This window comes from Aquabacterium sp. (assembly GCF_035476535.1).
Classification (GTDB): Bacteria; Pseudomonadota; Gammaproteobacteria; order Burkholderiales; family Burkholderiaceae_C; genus Pseudaquabacterium.
In genome coordinates, this window is sequence record NZ_DATILJ010000056.1 from 1 (window position 1) to 19,090 (window position 19,090).

Annotated in this window: 16 protein-coding genes; 3 read left to right on the forward strand and 13 right to left on the reverse strand. The window is 72.5% G+C overall.

Annotated features, from left to right (window positions below):
• Positions 1-7 precede the first annotated feature (7 nt).
• From VLK61_RS05785 to VLK61_RS05795, 3 genes are all read right to left on the reverse strand, one after another.
• Positions 8-1,609, reverse strand: coding sequence for an MFS transporter (locus tag VLK61_RS05785; RefSeq protein WP_325419176.1), 1,602 nt, complete (start codon positions 1,607-1,609; stop codon positions 8-10).
• A gap of 94 nt (positions 1,610-1,703) precedes the next feature.
• The gene (locus VLK61_RS05790; protein ID WP_325419177.1) at positions 1,704-2,162 is read right to left on the reverse strand and encodes a (2Fe-2S)-binding protein; all 459 of its coding nucleotides are present in this window, start codon (positions 2,160-2,162) and stop codon (positions 1,704-1,706) included.
• An 18-nt stretch (positions 2,163-2,180) separates the two neighbouring features.
• The gene (locus VLK61_RS05795; protein WP_325419179.1) at positions 2,181-4,535 is read right to left on the reverse strand and encodes a xanthine dehydrogenase family protein molybdopterin-binding subunit; all 2,355 of its coding nucleotides are present in this window, start codon (positions 4,533-4,535) and stop codon (positions 2,181-2,183) included.
• A 170-nt stretch (positions 4,536-4,705) separates the two neighbouring features.
• Here VLK61_RS05795 and VLK61_RS05800 point away from each other — a divergent pair, with 170 nt between their 5' ends.
• From VLK61_RS05800 to VLK61_RS05810, 3 genes are all read left to right on the forward strand, one after another.
• Positions 4,706-5,392, forward strand: coding sequence for a Crp/Fnr family transcriptional regulator (locus VLK61_RS05800; RefSeq protein WP_325419181.1), 687 nt, complete (start codon positions 4,706-4,708; stop codon positions 5,390-5,392).
• 93 nt (positions 5,393-5,485) lie between these two features.
• Positions 5,486-6,112, forward strand: a complete 627-nt coding sequence (locus tag VLK61_RS05805) for a cysteine dioxygenase (protein ID WP_325419183.1) — start codon at positions 5,486-5,488, stop codon at positions 6,110-6,112.
• Positions 6,113-6,120: 8 nt separating this feature from the next.
• The gene (locus tag VLK61_RS05810; protein ID WP_325419185.1) at positions 6,121-7,434 is read left to right on the forward strand and encodes a rhodanese-like domain-containing protein; all 1,314 of its coding nucleotides are present in this window, start codon (positions 6,121-6,123) and stop codon (positions 7,432-7,434) included.
• Here VLK61_RS05810 and VLK61_RS05815 read toward each other — a convergent pair.
• The 10 genes from VLK61_RS05815 to VLK61_RS05860 all read right to left on the reverse strand — a co-directional run.
• Complete coding sequence (locus tag VLK61_RS05815) at positions 7,398-8,402, reverse strand: nucleoside hydrolase (protein ID WP_325419186.1); 1,005 nt, start codon at positions 8,400-8,402, stop codon at positions 7,398-7,400. The genes VLK61_RS05810 and VLK61_RS05815 overlap by 37 nt on opposite strands.
• Positions 8,403-8,410: 8 nt before the next feature.
• Positions 8,411-9,361: a carbohydrate kinase family protein gene (locus VLK61_RS05820; RefSeq protein ID WP_325419188.1), complete on the reverse strand. Its 951-nt coding sequence runs from the start codon at positions 9,359-9,361 to the stop codon at positions 8,411-8,413.
• Positions 9,358-10,428 (reverse strand): ADP-ribosylglycohydrolase family protein, encoded by a 1,071-nt coding sequence (locus tag VLK61_RS05825; protein ID WP_325419190.1) that lies wholly within the window; start codon positions 10,426-10,428, stop codon positions 9,358-9,360. Before VLK61_RS05825 ends, VLK61_RS05820 begins: the two co-directional genes overlap by 4 nt.
• Positions 10,425-11,510: an ABC transporter permease gene (locus tag VLK61_RS05830; RefSeq protein WP_325419192.1), complete on the reverse strand. Its 1,086-nt coding sequence runs from the start codon at positions 11,508-11,510 to the stop codon at positions 10,425-10,427. Before VLK61_RS05830 ends, VLK61_RS05825 begins: the two co-directional genes overlap by 4 nt.
• A complete protein-coding gene (locus VLK61_RS05835; RefSeq protein WP_325419194.1) occupies positions 11,507-12,616 on the reverse strand; it encodes an ABC transporter permease in 1,110 nt (369 codons plus the stop codon). The genes VLK61_RS05830 and VLK61_RS05835 overlap by 4 nt, the downstream gene beginning before the upstream one ends.
• Entirely contained in the window at positions 12,613-14,325 is a 1,713-nt protein-coding gene (locus VLK61_RS05840) for an ABC transporter ATP-binding protein (protein WP_325419196.1), read from the reverse strand. The genes VLK61_RS05835 and VLK61_RS05840 overlap by 4 nt, the downstream gene beginning before the upstream one ends.
• Positions 14,322-15,404, reverse strand: a complete 1,083-nt coding sequence (locus tag VLK61_RS05845) for a BMP family lipoprotein (protein ID WP_325419198.1) — start codon at positions 15,402-15,404, stop codon at positions 14,322-14,324. Before VLK61_RS05845 ends, VLK61_RS05840 begins: the two co-directional genes overlap by 4 nt.
• On the reverse strand, positions 15,401-17,017 hold the full coding sequence (locus VLK61_RS05850) for a 5'-nucleotidase C-terminal domain-containing protein (RefSeq protein WP_325419200.1): 1,617 nt from the start codon (positions 17,015-17,017) through the stop codon (positions 15,401-15,403). Before VLK61_RS05850 ends, VLK61_RS05845 begins: the two co-directional genes overlap by 4 nt.
• Positions 17,014-18,234, reverse strand: a complete 1,221-nt coding sequence (locus tag VLK61_RS05855; RefSeq protein ID WP_325419202.1) for an esterase-like activity of phytase family protein — start codon at positions 18,232-18,234, stop codon at positions 17,014-17,016. Before VLK61_RS05855 ends, VLK61_RS05850 begins: the two co-directional genes overlap by 4 nt.
• Before the next feature lie 126 nt (positions 18,235-18,360).
• On the reverse strand, positions 18,361-19,090 hold a 730-nt coding region (locus VLK61_RS05860; protein WP_325419203.1), incomplete at its 5' end, for a TonB-dependent receptor.

Genomic DNA, 19,090 nt, shown 5'->3' on the forward strand with positions numbered 1-19,090 from the left:
CTCGGCTTCACTCCGGCGGATCGCTGCCCGGGTCCATCGTCTCGGCAATGTAGCGGCGCAGGGCCGGCGGCTCGGGCCCGAGGTGCAGGGCCAGGCGCTGGTCGCGCAGTGCCGCGTCCGAGGCCGAGAAGCGTTCCAGCCGTCGCTGGTGCTCGACCCAGTTCTCGTCGACGAAGTATTCGATGTAGTGGCCGGCTTCGGCCGAATCGCGGAACAAGCCCCAGGACAAGGCGCCCTGGCGCAGCCGCGCGCGCCGCGTCTGCTGCATCACCTGCACGAATTCGCGGACGCGCTCGGGGGCAATGCGGTATTCCAGCGTCACCATCACCGGGCCGTCGTCGGGGCGGATCGGCACCGCCGGCTCGGGCATCGTGCGGGTGGCCGCGGGCGTGAAGTCGATCTCGTCGCCATGCTCGATGCGCAGCCGGTGCGTCAGCAGCAAGGCCAGCACACCGAACGCGGCGGCGGCGAGCACGCTGGTGCGCACGCTGGTCCACTCGGCCATCTGGCCCCACAGCAGCGCGCCAGACGCCGAGCCGCCCATCAGCGCGGTCTGGTAGATCGACATGCCGCGGGCGCGCACCCAGTCGGGCAGCGCCATTTGCGCCGACAGCGTCAGCGAGTTCGCCACCGAGATCCAGGCCATGCCGACGATCACCGTCGCCGGCAGCGCCACCCAGATCTCGGGCACCAGCACCACCAGCGCGCTGAAGGTGGCATGGATCAGCGTGCCGTACAACACGAACTGGTCGCGGGTGAAGCGGGCGCGCAGCTTCGGAAAATACAGCGCCGCGGTGATCGCGCCAGCGCCGATGCACGACAGCAGCACCGTGAACGCCGCCGGCCCGCCGCCATGCAGCTGGCGCGCCACCAGCGGCAGCAGCGCCACCAGCCCGTAGGCCTGCACGAAGAACACGAAGATGCGCAGCAGCACCACCTTCAAGCGCGGCGATTGCATCGTGAAGGCCAGGCCGGCGCGCATCGCGCCGACGAAACGCTCGCCGGGCAGCGGGCTGGTCTCGCGCACCGATTGCCAGCGCAGGATCAGCACCATCGCCACGGCGGCCAGCAGCGCGTTCAGCGCAAACACCGCCGCCGGGCTGACCAGCGAGATCAGCGCGCCGGCGGCCACCGGGCCGATCACCCGCGACAGGTTCATCGAGATGCCGTTGAGCGCCAGCGCGGCCGACAGGTGCTCCCGCTCGACGACCTGCGGCACGATGGCGGCGAACACCGGCCAGCGCGTGGCCAGGCCGATGCCGTTGAGCGCCGTCAGCGCCAGCAGCAGCGGTGCGTTCAAGGCGCCGGCCAGCGACAGCGCGGCCAGCAGCAGCGCCACCACCAGCACCCACAACTGGGTCACCGCGAAGTAGCGCCGGCGGTCGACGATGTCGGCCATCGCGCCGCTGGGAATGCCGAGCAGGAACACCGGCAAGGTCGAGGCGGTCTGCACCAGCGCCACCATCACCGGGCTGGTGGTGAGCGAGGTCATCAGCCAGGCCGCCGCGACATCGTTCATCCACATCGTCATGTTGGCCGCCAACCAGGCCAGCCAGAGGATCCGGAACACCGGGTTGTGCAGCGGGGCAAGGGCGGCGGGGGTTTGCATGCGCTGGAGTTGACCACGAGCGGCGGCCGCCGGGCCTGGCGACCCGGTGACGCATCTCGACCGGCGGCCTCGCCGGCAGCGGGCGGCCGCGCCGCTACGGCATCGCCGCCGCCGCCGCCTTGATGGCCTGGCGGATGCGGCCGTAGGTGCCGCAGCGGCAGACGTTCTGGATCGCGTCGATGTCGGCGTCGCTGGGGTTCTTCGTGCGCCGCAGCAGGTCGACCGCGGCCATGATCTGGCCCGGCTGGCAGAAGCCGCATTGCGCCACGTCGTGGTCCAGCCAGGCCTGCTGCACCGGGTGCAGCGTGCTGCCGGTGGCCAGGCCCTCGATGGTGGTCACGCTGTGGCCGCGCACATCGGCCACGCGGGTCGAGCAGGCCGTCACCGCCTTGCCGTCGACATGGCAGGTGCAGGCCTTGCAGACGTTGATGCCGCAGCCGTACTTCGGGCCGGTGATGCCGAGCTTGTCGCGCAGCACCCACAGCAGCGCCATGTCGTCGGGCGCCTCGACGTTGACCGCCTGGCCGTTCACATTGAAAGTTTGGTTGGGCATGATGGCTCCTCGAATCATTCAGGACAGCGGCACGAAGACGGGTGTCGGCAAGGCTCCCGGCGGGAAGGGCGTGAAGTCGATCGGGAAATGCAGCGGGAAGCTGCGCGGCTTGAGGCCGGTGGCCCGCGCCCAGGCGTTGGCGATCGCGCCGCTGGAGGCGGAGAGTCCCACCTCGCCGAGCCCGCCGATGGCGCCACCGTTGGCCGGCATGATGATCACCTTCACATCCTTCGGGTAGTTGCGGTTCCGCGCGAAGTGGTACTGCGAATAGCTGCCTTCCAGCGGCAGCCCGTCCTGGATGTGCAGGCCGGCCGTCAGCACCAGCGAGATGGCTTCGGCCAGCGCGCCCTGCACCTGCGCGTCGATGCCGCTGGGATTGATCGGCATGCCGACATCGATGGCGATCGTCGCGCGGGTGACCTTGATGTCGCTGGGCACGCGGGCATCGAGCTCGACGATGCAGGCGGTGAACGAGCGCGACTCCTGGTGCACTGCGCAGCCCTGCGCAAACCCGGCCGGCATCGCCTTGCCCCAGCCGGCCGCGCCGGCCACCGCCTGCAGCACGGCCTTGGCGCGCGGCAGCCGCAGGTACTCCAGCCGGAACGCCAGCGGGTCCTTGTTCAGCTTCTTCGCGATCTCGTCGACCATGATCTCCTCGACGCTGCGTGCCGGCTGGATGTGCACCGAGCGGTAGGACACGGTGTTCATGTCGATCGCCACCGGCGTCAGCACCTTGGTGCCGACACCGAAGTTGTAGGGCGAGGCGACCATGGTCTTGAAGAACACTTGCTCATAGGCCAGGTTGCCGATCGACTGCTGCACGCCGGGCGGTGCCGCGCCGGCGGCCGCCGAGAACATCTCGCCGAAACCATGCCGCGCATCCAGCCGCACCGCGGCCACGCGCTGTTCGAAGCTGATCACCTGCCCCAGCAGCAGCGTCGCCCGCACCTTGTGGAACTGCGGCGGGCGCAGCCGGGTGTGGCGCACATCGTTGGCGCGGTGGTACATCAGCTTGCAGACGCGGCCGGTGAGCCTGGACACCTGCGCCGCCACCTGCACCGGGTCCCAGAACAGCCGGCGGCCGAAGGAGCCGCCGGACGGCACCACATGCACGGTGACCTTGTTCTGCGGCAGCCCCAGGTCGGCGGCGATGGATTGCTGCGCGACGATCGGCGTCTGCAGGCCGGCCCAGATCTCGGCGCGGTCGGCGCGCACGTCGGCGATGGCGCATTCCACCTCCAGCGGCGCGTGGGTGGCCGCGGCGAATTCGAACTCGCCCTCGACCGTCAGCGCGCCCAGCGGCGGCACGGCCAGCGGTGCGATGGCGGCCTTCAGCCGGGCCTGGATGCTGGCGTTGGACTGACCCTTCAGCGGCCCGTCGCCCCAGGTGACGTCCAGCGCATTGCAGGCGGTCCAGGCCTGGCCGAAGGTTTCGGCCATCACCGCCACGCCCGGCGGGTTGGGCACGATGCTGCCGCCCGTCGGGATGACCACGACCGCCAGCACCCCCGGCATCGCCTGCACCGCCGCGAGGTTGTTCACCCGCACGACGGTGCCGCGGATCTGCGTGGGCATGCGCAGCATCGTCGGCTTGGCGTTCGGCACGGCCTGGTCCATCGTGAACTTCTTCTGGCCGGTGACGATGGCCAGCGCATCGAGCCGCCGCGCCGGCTTGCCGATCAGCGTGTACTGCGACGCCGGCTTGGGCGGCACGTTCACCGGCAGCGGCAGCGACGAGGCCAGCGCGGTCAGCGCGCCATAGGCCGCGGTGCGCCCATCGGGCGCGACGACCACGCCGGCCACGACCTTCAGCGTCGACGCCGACAGGCCCCACTGCTGCGCCGCGGCGGCGACCAGCCGCGCCCGAGCGGCAGCGGCAATCAGCGGCAGGGCTGCGCTGAAGCAGCGCATCGTCGACGAGCCGCCGGTGATCTGGTTGAACACCAGCGCCGGGTTGGCGTCCGCCGAGCTCACCTCGACCGCGCTCAGCGGCACGTCCATCTCCTCGGCGACCATCATGCCGCACGCAGTGGCGATGCCGGTGCCGGTTTCCAGCCGCGGCAGGTCCAGCGTCACCCGGCCGTCCAGGCCTACCGTCAGCTTGACCAGCGGCATCGTCGGCAGCGAGGTCTGCACGATCGAATCGCCGATGTCGTAGTAGTCGACCGTGTCCGGAGGCGTCAGCGGCAGCGGCAGCGCGGCGGCGGTCGACGGCAAGGCCAGGTTGGCGCCGAAGCCTGCTGCGACGGTCAGCACCGGCCCGGACACCGCATAGGTCAGCAGCTGGCGACGACTGAGGGCCAGCGCCTGCTGGTCTTCCACCGCGTCGTCCACTGCATCCTTGTCCACCGGCCTTGAACTCAACGCGCTCATCGCTGTCTCCTTCTGTGGGTTCGCGGCCGATGCTGCCGACAATGCGCTGGCCAGGTTGTCGTTCAAAAGACATCGCTGACTTCGGTGTCCGGGTGTAGCCGGAACGCCGCCACCTGCGTAGCATCGGCCTCACAAGAACAGCGGACGCTGCGATGTCGACGTTGGAGACCATGCTTCGCGAAAGCCTGTGGGCCGCGGCACTGAGCCCTGAAGAACTCGACCAGGTGCTGCGCGAAAGCCATGAACGCCGGGTGCCGCCCGGTGGTTATGCCTTGCACTGCGGCGAGCCGGCCGAGCACTGGATCGGCGTGATCGAAGGCCTGGTCAAGATGTCGGTGTCGCAGCCCGACGGCCGGCACTCCACCTTCACCGGCGTCACGGCCGGCGGCTGGGCCGGCGAGGGCTCGCTGCTGAAGCCCGGCCGCTGGCGCTACGACGGCGTGGCAGTGCGCGACACGCGCATTGCCTGCGTGCCGCGCGCCAGCTTCGAGCGCCTGGTGTCCACCAACCTGGCTTTCAACCGCTTTCTACTGTCACACCTGAACGCACGGCTGAGCCTGTTCATCGGGCTGGTCGAGTACGACCGCCTGCTCGGCCCCGATGCCCGCGTCGCCCGCTGCCTGGCCAGCCTGTTCGACCCCGACCTGTACCCACGCGCCGGCAACTTCGTGCAGCTCAGCCAGGAAGAGATCGGGCTGCTCTCGGCCGTGTCGCGGCAGCGCACCAACGAGTCGCTGCACGAGCTGCAGCGGGCCGGGCTGCTGCGCGTCGAGTTCGGTGGCGTCATCGTGCTCGATCTGGCCGGCTTGCGCTGCTACGGCGGTCCAGTGGACGCGGCCGCGTCTAAAGAGAGTTAGAAGAACATGGCAGTCGGCCGTCGCCACGCCGCCCGGACCGGGCTGTGATCCACTAGCCACCTGCTGTCACCGTCTTCGCCAGGCCTGCCACCGATGAGCCAAACCCCGCCGTCCCCGCTGTCCCCTCTGTCCCCGCTGCGCGATTTCGTGGCCTTCACCACGGCGCTGGTCGCACGCGAGCCGGACGAAGCGCGCCTGCTCGCCGACCTGCGCCCGGCACTCGCGGCGCTGGTCGGCCGCGACGACTGGCTGCCCGACGAACTGGCGCAGCCCGACCCGCAGCGCTACTGCCAGTACCTGCTGCATGCCGATGGGCTGGAGCGCTTCTCGGTCGTCAGCTTCGTCTGGGGCCCGGGGCAGCAGACGCCGGTGCACGACCACACCGTGTGGGGGCTGATCGGCATGCTGCGCGGCGAAGAGATTTCGCAGCGCTACGCGCACGATGCACAGGGCCGGCTGCGGCCGGAAGGCGCGCGTGCGAGACTGAGGCCCGGCCAGGTCGAGGCGGTGTCGCCGCGGCTGGGCGACATCCACCGCGTCAGCAACGCCTTCACCGACCGCAGCTCGATCAGCATCCATGTCTACGGCGCCAACATCGGCGCGGTGCAGCGCTGGGTCTACGCCGAAGACGGCGGCCGCAAGCCCTTTGTCTCGGGCTATTCCAACCGCTGGCTGCCCAATCTGTGGGACCGCTCGAACAAAACTGTTGCTGCCCGATGAAACCTGCCATGCCCCTGCCGCCGATCCCGACCACGATCCCGACCATCAGCCCCGAGGCCGTGCGCGACGCGCTGCGCGCCAAGCGCGAGATCGCACTGATCGATGTGCGCGAAGAAGACCCCTACGCGCAGGCCCACCCGCTGTTCGCGGTGCAGCTGTCGTCCGGCCGCATCGAGCTGGATGCGCTGTGGCGGTTGCCGCGCATGGACGCTCCGATAGCGGTTTATGACGATGGTGAAGGCCTGGCCGAGCCCGCAGCGCGCCGGCTGCAGGCGCTGGGCTACAGCCAGATCCACCTGCTTGCCGGCGGCCTCGCCGGCTGGCGCGACAGCGGCGGCGAGTTGTTCCGCGACGTCAACGTGCCGAGCAAGGCCTTCGGCGAACTGGTCGAGCACGAGCTCGGCACGCCGTCGCTGCCGGCCGAGGAGCTCAAGGCGCTGATCGACAGCGGCGCCGACCTGGTGGTGCTGGACGCGCGCCGCTTCGACGAATACCACACGATGAGCATTCCGCGCGGCACCAGCGTGCCCGGTGCCGAGCTGGTGCTGCGCGTGCGCGCGCTGGCGCCGAACCCGGCCACGCGGATCATCGTCAACTGCGCCGGCCGCACGCGCAGCCTGATCGGCGCGCAATCGCTGGTCAACGCCGGCATCCCGAACCCGGTGGCGGCCTTGCGCAACGGCACGATCGGCTGGACGCTGGCCGGCTTCGAACTCGAGCACGGCCAGACCCGGCGCTTCGGCCCGGTGTCCGACGCGCAGCGGGCCACGGCGCGCGCCGCGGCGCAAAGCCTGGCCGCGCGGGCCGGTGCGGTCCGGCTCGATGGCGCGGGCCTGGCCGCCTGGCGGGCCGACGGCAGCCGCACGCTGTACTGCTGGGATGTGCGCACGCCGGAAGAATTCGCCGCCGGTCACCTGCCGGGTTTCGGCAGCGCGCCGGGCGGTCAGCTGGTGCAGGAGACCGATGTCTTCGCCGCGGTGCGCGGCGCGCGCATCGTGCTGGCAGACGACGATGGCGTGCGCGCTGCCATGACCGCGCACTGGTTGGCCCAGCTGGGCTGGGAAGTGGCCTGGCTGGCCGATGTGGCGGCGGATCGGTTCAGCGAGACGGGCCCGTGGCAGCCGGCACGGGCGGCGTTGCCCGAGGTGGCGCTGGCCAGCCCGGCGATCGCCCGCTACCGCCGGCCGTATGAAGGCACCGACAACCCGCGGGCGGCGATGCAGGCTTACCTGGACTGGGAGTACGGCCTGGTGGCACAGCTGGCGCGCGATGGCACCCACGGCTTTCAGGTGTTGGCGGTGTCAGCCCGCACGGTGACCTGAGCGGCCGGGCCTGGTGCGTGCTCAGCCGCCGCGGCCTCGGGCCTCGGCAGACGCTCCACGCAGGCCCGCACCAGCGCCAGCAGGCGCTCAGTATCGACTTGCGTGATGACTTGCGCGATGCCGCGCTCGCCGGCCGGTGCAGCGTCCACGACCTGCGCCAGCAGCCGGCCTTCGCTGGCGGGATCGCGCCATTCGACAGCGACCCGGCAGAGCGGACCGGCGAAGAGATCCGGTTCGATCAGCGCCGCCACCGGGCAGACGTCGTGCAGCAGCGGGTCGACATCGGCATAGGACTGCAGCATCGCGGCGGTGGCTGCCGCCACGTCGCCGGGCAGCGCGGCGATCGATGCGCGCCAGGGCTCGCTCATCGCCGCCTGCGTCGTCACATCGAGGCCAAAGATGCGCAAGGTGGCGCCGGAGGTCAGCACGATCTGCGCGGCCAGCGGGTCGCAGTGGAAATTGAACTCGGCGTGCGGCGTCACGTTGCCGGGGCAGAACGCGGCGCCGCCCATGATGTCCAGCCGCGCCGCGCGCTGCAGCACGCCGGGCACGCGCAGCTCGGCCAGCGCCAGGTTGGTCAGCGGGCCCAGGGCCACCACGTGCAGCGTGCCGGGCGGCTCGGCGAGCAGCGCCTGCAGCAGCACATCCACCGCGTGGTCTTCGGCGATGGTGCCGTGCAAGGGCAGCACGACGCCGCCGAGCCCGTCCTCGCCGTGCACCAGGTTGCTGCGCGGCTCGGGCTGTGCGATGGGCCGTGCGCAGCCGGCGTACACCGGTACGCCGGTGGCGCCGGCCAGGTCCAGCACGCGGCGCGCGTTGGGCGTGGTCTGTGCCACCGGGCGGTTGCCGGCGACGCAGGTGACGGCGCGCAGCGCCAGCTGCGGCGCGGCGGCGGCGACGAGCAGCGCGAGCGCGTCGTCGATGCCGGGGTCGCAGTCGATGATCAGGGGCAGGGGGGGCATCAGCATGGCTGCTCTCATGGTAAGTTATCACGCCCGGCATCGGCGGGCTGGAACGTGGCCAGCGCACCCCGCGCGCCCCACACCGCGACGCTGCGTGATGCCGCGCGGCAGGCCTGGGCCAGCGCGCTGCCCAGGAGCGCGCCGCGGTCGCGCGCCACCAGGAAGCTGGCGTTGAAGGTGTCGCCGGCGCCGGTGGCATCGACCACCGCGGCCGGGCAGGCGGCCTGGGTGGCGAAGCCTTCGTCGCGGTCGGCGGCCATCGCGCCGTCGGCACCCAGCGTCACCACCACGGTGTGAGCGCGGGCCATGCGGCACAGCGCCTTCAGCGACGCGGCATCGGGCGCCGTGCCGGTGGCCGCTTCGAAGCCACTGCGGTTCAGGAAGGCGATGTCGCAGTGCAGCAGCAGCGTCGGCAGGCGGCTGTCCAATGACAGCACGCCCTCGCGTTCAAGGTCGATCGCCAGGCGCGTGCCGCTGCGGGCGGTGCGCACGGCCAGGTCGGCCAACGGCTCGGCGGCATAAGGCATGGTGTAGGCCCAGCGGCTGTCGGCCAGTGCGGCATCCAGCAGGGGACGCGTGGCTGCCGCGTCCGCCGGCAACGCGCCGCCCGGCGGCAGCCAGACCACCGAGCGCTCGCCCTGCGGCGACACCGCGACGATGGCCAGCGACGAGGCGCTGCCGGCGCAGCGGCGCAGGTGCTGCAGCATCACGCCATGGCCGGCCAGGTCGCGGCGGATGAAGTCGGCATGCAGGTCGTCGCCGGTCTGGCCGAACAGCGCGCTGCGCCAACCCAGGCGCGCTGCCACGCAGGCGGCATTGGCCTCGGTGCCACCGCCGAACAGGCCCAGCGCCTCGCCGCGGGCCTTGTCGTCCCAGGCTGGCAGGCGCTCGGTGCGGAACACCAGGTCGGCGCAGGGATCGCCGATGGCCAGTAGGTCGCAAGCCCGGCCCATCGTGCGGTTCATCGTGCCGCTCCGCCGCCGAGCCGGGCCTCGGCGATGCGCGCCAGTGCGGTGGCCAGCGGCTGCAGCGCATAGACCGGCTCGTTGACGGCCAGGAACTCGTCGCGCAGCCCAGCCGGCAGCGCGCGCGCGCCGACCAGCGCACCGCACAGCGCGCCGGCCATCGTCGCGATGGTGTCGGTGTCGTTGCCCATCGACGCGCCGATCGAGATCGTGCGCTGCGGGTCGCCCTGCGCATAGGCCAGCAGGCCGATGGCCGCCGGCACCGATTCGGCGGCCAGCACCGAATTGCCGACGCGCCATTCCATCTGCTGCATGAAGTCCAGGTCGTCGCGCGCGGCGACGGCGATGTCCAGCGCCATCTGCAGCCGCACCGGCAGGCGCGGGCCGGCGATGCAACGTGCGCGCTCGCGGCCCAGGCGTTCGCCCAGCGCCGCGCCGGCGATGCAGGCCTCGACCACGGGCTGCAGCGCGTCGCTGACCAGCGCGATGGCCACGCCGGCGGCGATGGCGCAGGCCGAGGCAATCGCCACATCGGTGTCGTGCGAGGGCAGGCAGGTCACGAAGGCCTGTTCGCAGGCCGCCGTGATGTCGCCGGGGTGCACCAGGCCGCAGGCCGCCACGCGCATCGCCGCGCCGTTGGTGTTGCCCACCGTCGTCATCTTGCGCAGCGAGTGGCCGATCGTGCCGACGCGCGAGCCGTCGTCGCCGCGCTGCAGCGCGGCCACCATCTGCGCGGTGCTGGGGCCCATGAAGCCGGCCTTCGGGCTGGTGGCAGCCCAGTCGAGCAGGCAGCGGCGCCAGCCTTCGCCGTCGATGCTTCCGCCGCCGGCCACCAGCGCGCGGGCCAGGTACACGAGCTGGCTGGTGTCGTCGGTGACCTCGGCGCGGCGGCCGCCCAGCGCGCCGGCAAAGGTGTCGGGCTGCGGTTCGACGAAGCCGGTGACCAGGCCGCCGTGACAGGCCCGGATCTCGTCCAGGGTCCATTGTTCGGTCGGTGCGCCGAGCGCGTCGCCCATGCCGGCGAGGCACAGCGCGCCGAAGATGCGGTCGTGGAGGTCAGGGGTCATCGCGGAGGTCCGGAAGCAGCGGGGTCGGAAGAAGCGGGATCGGAAAGGACGGGGTCGGAAGACGGCGCAGTGGCACCGGCGGCCCGGGACAGACCGGATTGCCAACGCGCCAAGGACGCGGCCTCACGCCGGCGCCACAGCAGGCGCTGGCGCAGGCCGAACAGCAGCATTGCCGCCAGCGTGGCCAGTGCCGGCAGCATCTGCACGGCCTGCGGTGGCAGGTTGAGCAGGCCGAGCTGGGTGGCGGCCACGGCGCAGGCGCCGAACAGCAGCGCCGCGCCCAGCACGCCCAGCGGCGTGCGGCCGCCGAGGAACACGGCAGCCAGCGCAATGAAGCCGCGGCCGCCGCTCATGTCGGCCTGGAACAGCGTCAGGTAGCCCATGCTGAGGTAGAGCCCGCCCAGGCCGGCCAGCAGCCCGGACAGCGCCAGTGCCGCGTAGCGCAGGCGATCCACCGGCAGGCCGGCGGCGGCGGCGGCTTCGGGCGCTTCGCCGCTGGCGCGCAGGCGCAGGCCGAAGCGGGTGTGCATCAGCAACGCGTGCAGCAGCGGCACCGCGGCAAAGGCGACCCACACCAGCCCATGGTGGCCGCGCCGGTCGTCGCCGTTGAGCAGGCTGTCCAGCCAAGGCCAGGCCGTGAAGCCTGGCAGGTGCAGCGCCGGCAGCGCCGCGCTGGCCAGGTGCGCGGTGGAGCCCTTGTCGCCCGCCCACAGCACCAGCAGGAACACCGTGGCGCCGGCGGCCAGCAGGTTGATGCCGATGCCGGCGACGATGAGATCGGCGCCCCAGCGCAGGTGGCACAGCCCGAGCAGCAGCGCCAGCGCCACCGACGCGGCCAGGCCCAGCAGCGCACCGAGCGTGGCATGCAGCGCCGGCGGCCAGGCCGGCAGCCCCTGGGCTGCCCAGACCGAGCCCATCACGCCGAAGAAGGCAGCCACCAGCATCAGCCCTTCCAGCGCGACGTTGATGACGCCGGCCCGCTCGGACACCATGCCGGCCAGCGCGGCCAGCAGGATCGGCGCCGTCGCGCGCCACAGCGCGGCGAGCAGGGCGGTGGCCATCATGCCGTCGGCCAGGTTCACGTCGGCTCCTGTTGCGCGCCGCGCGGGCGCCGCAGCGCGGCCGCGGCCCGGCGTAGCGCGGCCAGCGGGTCCAGCCGCACCGAGACCACCAGCAACACCACCAGCGCCTGGATCACCAGCACCATCTCGCGCGGCACGTCGCTGCCGCGCTCCATGGCCTGGGCGCCGCCTTCGAGCAGCGCATAACCGAAAGCGGCCAGCGGCACGCGGCGGGGTTCGTTGGCGGCCAGCAGCGCGACCACCAGGCCTTCGAAGCCGACGCCTTGCGGCAGGTCGGCCGGCAGGCGGCCCAGCAGGCCGTGCGACAGGTGCAGGCCGGCCAGCCCGGCAAACGCTCCGCCCAGCCCCAGCGCCAGCATCACCGTGCGCTCGACCGGCATGCCGGCCTGGCGCGCGAAGGCCGGCGCATCGCCGACGACGCGGATCTCGTAGCCCAGCGTGCTGCGGTTCAGCAGCCAGGCCGCCAGCGCCGGCGCCAGCACGATCAGCAACAGCAGCACGCTGGCGCCGCCGATCAGCGGCGGCCGCGCGTCGGCCAGCAGCGCCGGTGTCGCCAGGAAGCCGGCCGCCGGATCGTTGAAGCCCTGCGAGACGATCCAGCGGTAGCCCTGTAGTGCGACGATGTTGAGCATCAGCGAAGTGACGATCTCGTTGGCATCGAAGCGCGTCTTCAACCAGCCCGGCAGCAGGCCCCAGGCAAAACCCACGGCAGCCGCCACCGCGCCCGCGGCCAGCCAGGACCAGCCGCCCAGCGGCGGCAGCGCCACGCCCACGGCCAATGCGGCCAGCGCGGCCAGCATCAGCTGCCCGTCGGCGCCCATCGAGAACTGCCGCGCGCGCAGGCCGAACAACATCGCCAGGCCCAGCAGCGTCAGCGTCGCGGTCTTGTCCAGCACGGCGCCGAAACGGATCAGCCGCCGCAACGTCCAGCCGGTCTCGTCCGACCAGTACGGCACGGGCAGGGCACCGGTCAACAACTGACGAAAGGCATGGACAGGCTCGGCGCTGACCAGGCACAGCAGGCCGAAAGCCAGCAGCAGCGCCAGCCCGATGGCCGCGGGCGCGCGGCCTGGCGCGGCCAGGCCGGCGCGGGCTTCGGCGTTCATGACGGGTCTCCGTGCAACGGCTCGCCGGCCACCACCGCGGCGCTCATGCCGGCCGCCACCCCGGCCATCGTCCCGGCCGTTATCCCGGGCGTGAACGGCGACGCCAGCCGCGCCTCCACCGGCCCCTGGCCGAGCGCGCCGGTCATGTACAGCCCCAGCGTGCGCGGCGACACCGCATCGGCCGCCAGGTGCGCGACCAGCCGGCCTTCGAAGATCACCACCAGGCGGTCGGCCAGCACCAGCAGCTCGTCGATGTCGGCGCTGAACAGCAGCACTGCGGCGCCGGCGTCGCGCAGCGACAGCAGCTGGCGGTGCAGGCGCTGCGCCGCGCCAACGTCGACGCCGCGTGTCGGCTGGTTGGCCACCAGGCAGCGCGGCTGCGCCGCCAGTTCCCGCGCGAACACCAGCTTCTGCATGTTGCCGCCGCTCAGCGCACCCATGGGCTGGTGCTCGCCGGCGGCCACCACGCCCTGCTGCTGGATCGCCTCGCGCGCGCGGCGGGCCAGGAACACGCGGTCCAGCCGGCCCCAGCGCGACACCGGTTGCATGCTGTAGTCCAGCACCGCCAGGTTCTCGGCGATCGACAGATTCGGCGCCATGCCGTCGTGCAGCCGGTCCTCGCCGATGCGGCCCAGGCCGCGGCGGCGCAGTGCGCGCACGCGGCCGGCCTGCAGCGGCGCGTCGTCGAGCTGCAGGCTGCCGAACGAGGGCCGGCGCAGGCCGCCCAGCACATCGGCGAGCTCGCTCTGGCCATTGCCTTCGACACCGGCCACGCCGAGGATCTCGCCGCCGGCGATGTCCAGCGTCACGCGGTCCAGCGCCGGCCGGCTGCCCGGGCGCAGAACCGTCAGCTCACGCAGCGCCAGCCGGGCCGGGCGACCGCGGGCGTTGATGTGCGCGGCCGGCAGCGCTTCGACCGCGCGGCCCATCATCAGCGCCGCCAGCTCGGCCGGCGCCAGCAGGCGCGACACGCCACCGCCCACCACGCGGCCGGCGCGCAGCACGGTGAAGCGATCGCTGGCCTCGCGCACCTCGGCCATCTTGTGGCTGATCAGCAGCACCGTCAGGCCCTGGCCGGCCAGCTCGCGCAGCGAGCTGAACAGCGCCTGCGATTCCTGCGGCGTCAGCAGCGCGGTGGGTTCGTCCAGCAGCAGCAGCCGGGCACCGCGGTGCAGCGCCTTCAGGATTGCCACGCGCTGCTGCTGGCCGGCGGACAGCGTGCCCACCCGCGTGCCGGCGTCCAGCGGCAGGCCGTGCTGCTGCATCGCCCGCTGCGCCGCGGCCACGGCAGCGGCGCGGTCGAAGCGCAGCCCGCGCACCGGCTCGGCGCCGAGCACGATGTTCTCGGCCACCGTCATCGACGGCAGCAGCTGCAGGTGTTGCGGCACCAGGCCGACGCCGGCGGCCAGCGCATCGGCCGGCGAGCGGAAGCGGCAGGGCTGGCCGTCCAGCAGCAGCGTGCCGGCATCGGGTGCGATCAGGCCGTACAGCAGCTTCAGCAGCGTCGACTTGCCGGCGCCGTTTTCGCCCAGGACGGCATGCACCTCGCCGGGCTGCAGCTGCAGCGAGACCTGGTCGCAGGCCAGCACGCCATTGGCGTAGCGCTTGCTGAGGCCGCGTACTTCGAGCGTTGGCGTGCCGGGCAAACGGACCGGACCTTCGTGCCGTTCACGCGGGCCCGGCTGCAGCAGAGGCAAGGAGGGCGTCATCGGGCTTCTCCGGTGCGGGGAGGTGCGGTGGCCAGCGCAGCCAGCGCCTGCCGCTCGGTGGCCGGCAAGGCCTGCCAGGCCGGCGCGCTGGTGGCCAGCGACACGCCACCCTCGGCCAGGCCCAGCGATGCGATGCCGCCGAACACCAGCCGGCCGGCGCGCCATTCACGCAGGGCCTGCAGCAGGGCCACGTCGACATGCTTCATCACCGAGCTCAGGATGTGCGCGGCGCGCTGCGGGTAGGCGGCGCGGTACAGCAGGTACTGGTCGGCATCGACGCCGATGACCCAGCGGCCGGCCTCGGCGGCGGCTTCGATCACGCCCTGGCCGGAACCGCCGGCCACCTGGAACACCAGGCCGGCGCCTTGCGCGTACAAGGCCTTGGCGATGTCTTTCGCGGTGGCCGGGTCGCTGAAGGAGTTGGCGTACTGGCGCAGCACGCGGGTGCGTGGATCAGCGAGCTTGGCGCCGGCGGTGAAGCCGTCGAGGAATTCATCGACCACCGGGATCGGCAGGCCGCCGATGGCGCCCAGCACCGGCGCCTGGCCGCCTTGTTCGCGGCCGACCACCTGGGCCGCCAGGTGACCGGCCAGCAGCGCGGCTTCACGCGGGCGGAAGACCAGCGAATGCACGTTGGCGCAGCGGCAGGCGCGGGTGTCCACCGCGGCATCGAAGACGATGAAGCGGGCCTGCGGGTAGCGCGGGGCCAGGCGCTGCACCAGGCCCACCATCGCGAAGCTGCCGGTGATGACGAGGTCGAAGTCACCGCTTTCGGCCAGGTCGGCCAGGGCCGGTTCCCAGCGCGTGGGATCGCGGCCGCCCTCGATCACGCGGGTGTGCAGGCCGAGTTCGCGGCCGGCCTGCTGCAGGCCGCGGGCCGCGGCGTCGAAGAAACTTTTGTCGCCCAGCGTGCCGTTGACGAACAGCGCGACGCGCGGCTTGGCAGCGCGTGCGCCGTCGCCAGGGCTACCCGGGTGGCCGCTCCAGGCGAAGGCCAGCAGCGCGGCGATGACCAGCAGCGTCCAGCCGGTTTGCCGCGCCAGGCGGCGCCAGGGGAACGCGTCGCGGTCCGGCGTCATGGCGCGATCTCCGCGGGCGCGGCGCCGTAGTCCGCGGCATTCAGCGTGCCGCCGCGGCGCTCGATGTGTTCACGCAGCAGCGCGACGTCGATGTGGCCGGTGTCGACATAGCCGGGATGCGATCGCAGGTCGGGGTAGCCGTCGCCGCCGCCGGCGACGAAGCTGGTCAGCGCCAGGCGGTAGCGCGCGGCGGGGTCGAGCGCGCGCCCGCCGATGCGCAGGTCCAGCAATTGCTGGCCATCGAAGCGGAAGCGCGCGCCGCGGTACTGCGCAAAAGCCCCGGAGCCCGGTGTCTTGCGCGCCGCGGCCAGCAGGTAGTCGGCCAGCTCGGCGCCGCTCATCGTCACCACCACCAGGCGGTTGCCGAAGGGCATCACCTGCAGCAGGTCGGCCAGGCGCAAGTGGCCTTCGCGCAGCGAATCGCGGATGCCGCCGGACGAGGTCAGCGCCACGTCGGCACGGGCGGCCTCCTGCATCGTCTGCGTGATCAGCGCGCCCAGGTTGGTGGCGCGTCGGCGCACGCTGTCGCGTTCGCCATCGAAGTGGCCGACGATGCGGCCCAGCACCACCGACAGGCCGCTGCGGCTGCGCTCGGCCAGCGGGCCCAGCGCGCCGAGCACCGCCGCGTCCTCGGCCACGGCCGCGCCGGCCGGCGCGCCGCGCAGGTTCACCGGCAGCTGGGCATAGCGCAGCAGCGTGAGCCGGCCGTCACGCCATTCGAAGTCGGCGCGGCCCAGGTAGCGGCCGCGGTCGCCGGACTGCACGATCCAGGCGCCGTTCTGCCGGTCGGGCCGGCAGTCGTCGCCGGGGCGGTGGCGCTCGACCGGGCGGCCGTCGGCCTGCAGGCAGACGATGCTGTGGCTGTGGCCGCCGACGATCAGGTCGATGCCGCTCACTTCACGCGCCAGCTCGACATCGCCGGGCGCGCTGCTGCCATGCCGGCCGTCGGCGTAGTGGCCCATGTGGCTGAGCACGATCACCATGTCGGCCTGGCCGCGCAGCGCCGGCAGCCACTGGCGGGCGCTGTCGGCCGGGCGCTCGAAGTGCAGGCCCGGGTGGCGCGCGCCGACGCCCATGCGCGCGGTGTCTTCGGTGGTCAGGCCCAGCACCGCCACGCGCAGCGGGCCCAGCGGGAAGAGGCGGTAGGGCTCGAACAGCGGCCGGCCCTCGCGCTGCACGTTGGCCGACAGCCAGGGAAAGCCGGACCAGGCCTCGCGCTGCCGGGCCTGCACCGCGGGGGTCTTGTCGAACTCGTGGTTGCCGACCGCCATGGCGTCGTAGCCCAGCAGCGTCATGCCGCGGAAATCGGGCTCGGCGTCCAGCAGGTCGGATTCGGGCGTGCCGGTGTTGACGTCGCCGGCGTCCAGCAGCAGCACGGCGCCGCCTTGCGCGGCGAGTTCGGCGCGCACCTGGTCCACCAGCGTCTTGCGCGCGGCCAGGCCGGCTTCGCCGTCGGCGTTGCGCCAGAAACGGCCGTGGTGGTCGTTGGTGTGCAGCACCGTGAAGCGGTAGGGCGCGGCGGGCGGCGGTGTCTGCGCGCAGGCGGCGAGCAGCAGCGCGGCAGCGAGCATGGCGCCCAGCGGCAGCCGCATGCGGACCTGGCCGGTGCTCATCGCTCGTCCACCGCGAACAGCCACCACTGCGTGCGCTGGCGCGGCGAGAAGTTGTCGTCTGACACCAGCAGCAGCGTGGCGCGGCCATCGGCCAGGCGCGGGCCCCAGGCCGCGGCCTCGATGTTGTCGACCGGGCCGGGCGTCAGCGTTGCCAGGTCGAGCAGCAGGTGCTTGGCCATCATCTTCGGCTGCCGGCCGGCGAGCGTGGGCCAGGCCAGCACGTCGTCGGCACCGCCGCTGTGCGCCAGGTACAGGCGCACGCTGAACGCGAACACGCCTTCGTCGACTTCGTGCCCACCGCGCTCGACGACCAGCAGCGTGTCGGCATCCACCGCCAGGATCTCGCTGACGCCTTGATCGGCGCGGCGCTGGCCGCCGCGTGCTTCGTGGGTTATCGGCTCCAGTGGGTAGACGTATTGCTGGGCGCCGCCCTCGCGGGCCAGGCGGGTGAAGCGCAGTGCGGCGCCTTGCGCTGCGGTCGGCAGCGGCCCGTCCTGCAGCAGCGGTGCTTCCAGCGCCAGCCACAGCGCGCTGCCGTCGGGTGTGAAGGCCAGGCCCTCGAACGAGCGGTTCGGCCGCGAGCCGCTGCGGCCGTCCGGCGATGGGCTCAGCACGGAAGGCAGTGGCCAGGTGCCGAGGTGGCGGCCGCTTCTGTCGCTGCGGTGCACGACGGCCGGGTGGCCGTGTGCAGGGTCACCTTCGCTGGCCCACACCAGCGCGTTGCTGCAGGGGTCCAGGCGCAGGGCTTCGCCGTCGGCCACGTCGGCGTTGCGGGGGCTGTCGGCGCTGCCGAAGCGGGCGAAGGGCTGGCCATCGGCGCGCCGCAGCGTGTGCACGGCCAGCAACTCCGGTTGACCGGGACCGCCGCCGCTGATCGGCAGCGTGGCTTCATAGACGCGGGCGGGGGCGTGCTCCGAACGGTCGTCGCTGAGCAGCCACCAGCGGCCGCTGCGGGGGTCATGGTCGATGCCGGAGATGCCGCCGAAGTGCCGCAGCAGCCCGGCGGCGTTGCCGGCCGGGCGATCGGCGCCGGGCACCGAGGCTGCGGCGCCGGCCGTCTCGTGGGGCCAGGACTGCACACCCAGCAAGCTCAGACCGCTGACAGCGCGGGGCGCATGCGCCGCAGGCGGACTGCAGGCACCGCTCGCTGCCGCGCTGGCCGGGTCCGCGAGGGTGGCCAGCCAGGCCGCCAGCACGCCGGCCGCGATTCCGGACACCGCCCCAGGCACGCCACGGCCGCGCGGGCGGCGGCGGCAAGAGGTCGGCGGGCAACAGGGGCGCATCACGGCGGGAAGTCCGGTGTCGGGGCGGGCCTGGCGATCGGTTCAGCGGTAGCCGCGTCGTCAGATCTCGGCGCGCAGCGTGACGAAGAAGGTGCGCGGACCGCCGAGGAAGTATCGCCCGCTGGTCAGCGGATTGGCGGTGGCCAGTTCCATGCCCAGGCCGCCCAGGTAGCGCTTGTCCAGCAGGTTGTCGATGTTGAACGACAGCTCGGCCTTCTTCAGCACGCCGGTCCAGGCTTTGGGCAACTGCCAGCTGCCGGACAGGCCGACCAGCGTGTAGGCCGGGATGTATTCCCGCGGGTAGGTGGCCGGGCCGCCGTTGCTCAGCGTATTCGCGTATTCATGGTAGGTGCCGGCGGCCTTGCCGACGTACTTGGCGTTCAGCGTCACGCGGGTGCTGTCGTTCGGCCGCCAGGCCATTTCGGCGAAGGCGTTGTGGCGCGCCGCGCCGAGCACCGGGTCGCCGGCGCGGATGCCTTCGAAGGCGGTGTCCTCGACGTATTTGGCGCTGTTGAAGGCGTAGTTGCCGTACAGCGAGACAGGGCCCAGCACGGTGCGGCCGGTGATCTCGAAGCCCTTGGAGCGGATGCCGCCTTGGTTCAGGAACGAGGTCGTCGCGTCGCGGCCGAAGATGTCGCCGTCGGGGTTGCCCAGGCGGATCGAGATGCGGTCGCGGTAGTCGATCGAGTAGGCCTGGAACGCCAGGCCATGCGGGCCGCGCGACCAGCGCAGGCCGGCGTCCAGGTTGACCGAGGTTTCCGGCTTGACGCCGCTCTGCGCGCCGACCGCG

Bases quoted from the DNA above. Each gene is read 5' to 3' on its own strand.
- VLK61_RS05785 (WP_325419176.1), bottom strand. From the start codon at position 1,609: ATGCAAACCCCCGCCGCCCTTGCCCCGCTGCACAACCCGGTGTTCCGG.
- VLK61_RS05790 (WP_325419177.1), bottom strand. From the start codon at position 2,162: ATGCCCAACCAAACTTTCAATGTGAACGGCCAGGCGGTCAACGTCGAG.
- VLK61_RS05795 (WP_325419179.1), bottom strand. From the start codon at position 4,535: ATGAGCGCGTTGAGTTCAAGGCCGGTGGACAAGGATGCAGTGGACGAC.
- VLK61_RS05800 (WP_325419181.1), top strand. From the start codon at position 4,706: ATGCTTCGCGAAAGCCTGTGGGCCGCGGCACTGAGCCCTGAAGAACTC.
- VLK61_RS05805 (WP_325419183.1), top strand. From the start codon at position 5,486: ATGAGCCAAACCCCGCCGTCCCCGCTGTCCCCTCTGTCCCCGCTGCGC.
- VLK61_RS05810 (WP_325419185.1), top strand. From the start codon at position 6,121: ATGCCCCTGCCGCCGATCCCGACCACGATCCCGACCATCAGCCCCGAG.
- VLK61_RS05815 (WP_325419186.1), bottom strand. From the start codon at position 8,402: ATGCTGATGCCCCCCCTGCCCCTGATCATCGACTGCGACCCCGGCATC.
- VLK61_RS05820 (WP_325419188.1), bottom strand. From the start codon at position 9,361: ATGAACCGCACGATGGGCCGGGCTTGCGACCTACTGGCCATCGGCGAT.
- VLK61_RS05825 (WP_325419190.1), bottom strand. From the start codon at position 10,428: ATGACCCCTGACCTCCACGACCGCATCTTCGGCGCGCTGTGCCTCGCC.
- VLK61_RS05835 (WP_325419194.1), bottom strand. From the start codon at position 12,616: ATGAACGCCGAAGCCCGCGCCGGCCTGGCCGCGCCAGGCCGCGCGCCC.
- VLK61_RS05840 (WP_325419196.1), bottom strand. From the start codon at position 14,325: ATGACGCCCTCCTTGCCTCTGCTGCAGCCGGGCCCGCGTGAACGGCAC.
- VLK61_RS05845 (WP_325419198.1), bottom strand. From the start codon at position 15,404: ATGACGCCGGACCGCGACGCGTTCCCCTGGCGCCGCCTGGCGCGGCAA.
- VLK61_RS05850 (WP_325419200.1), bottom strand. From the start codon at position 17,017: ATGAGCACCGGCCAGGTCCGCATGCGGCTGCCGCTGGGCGCCATGCTC.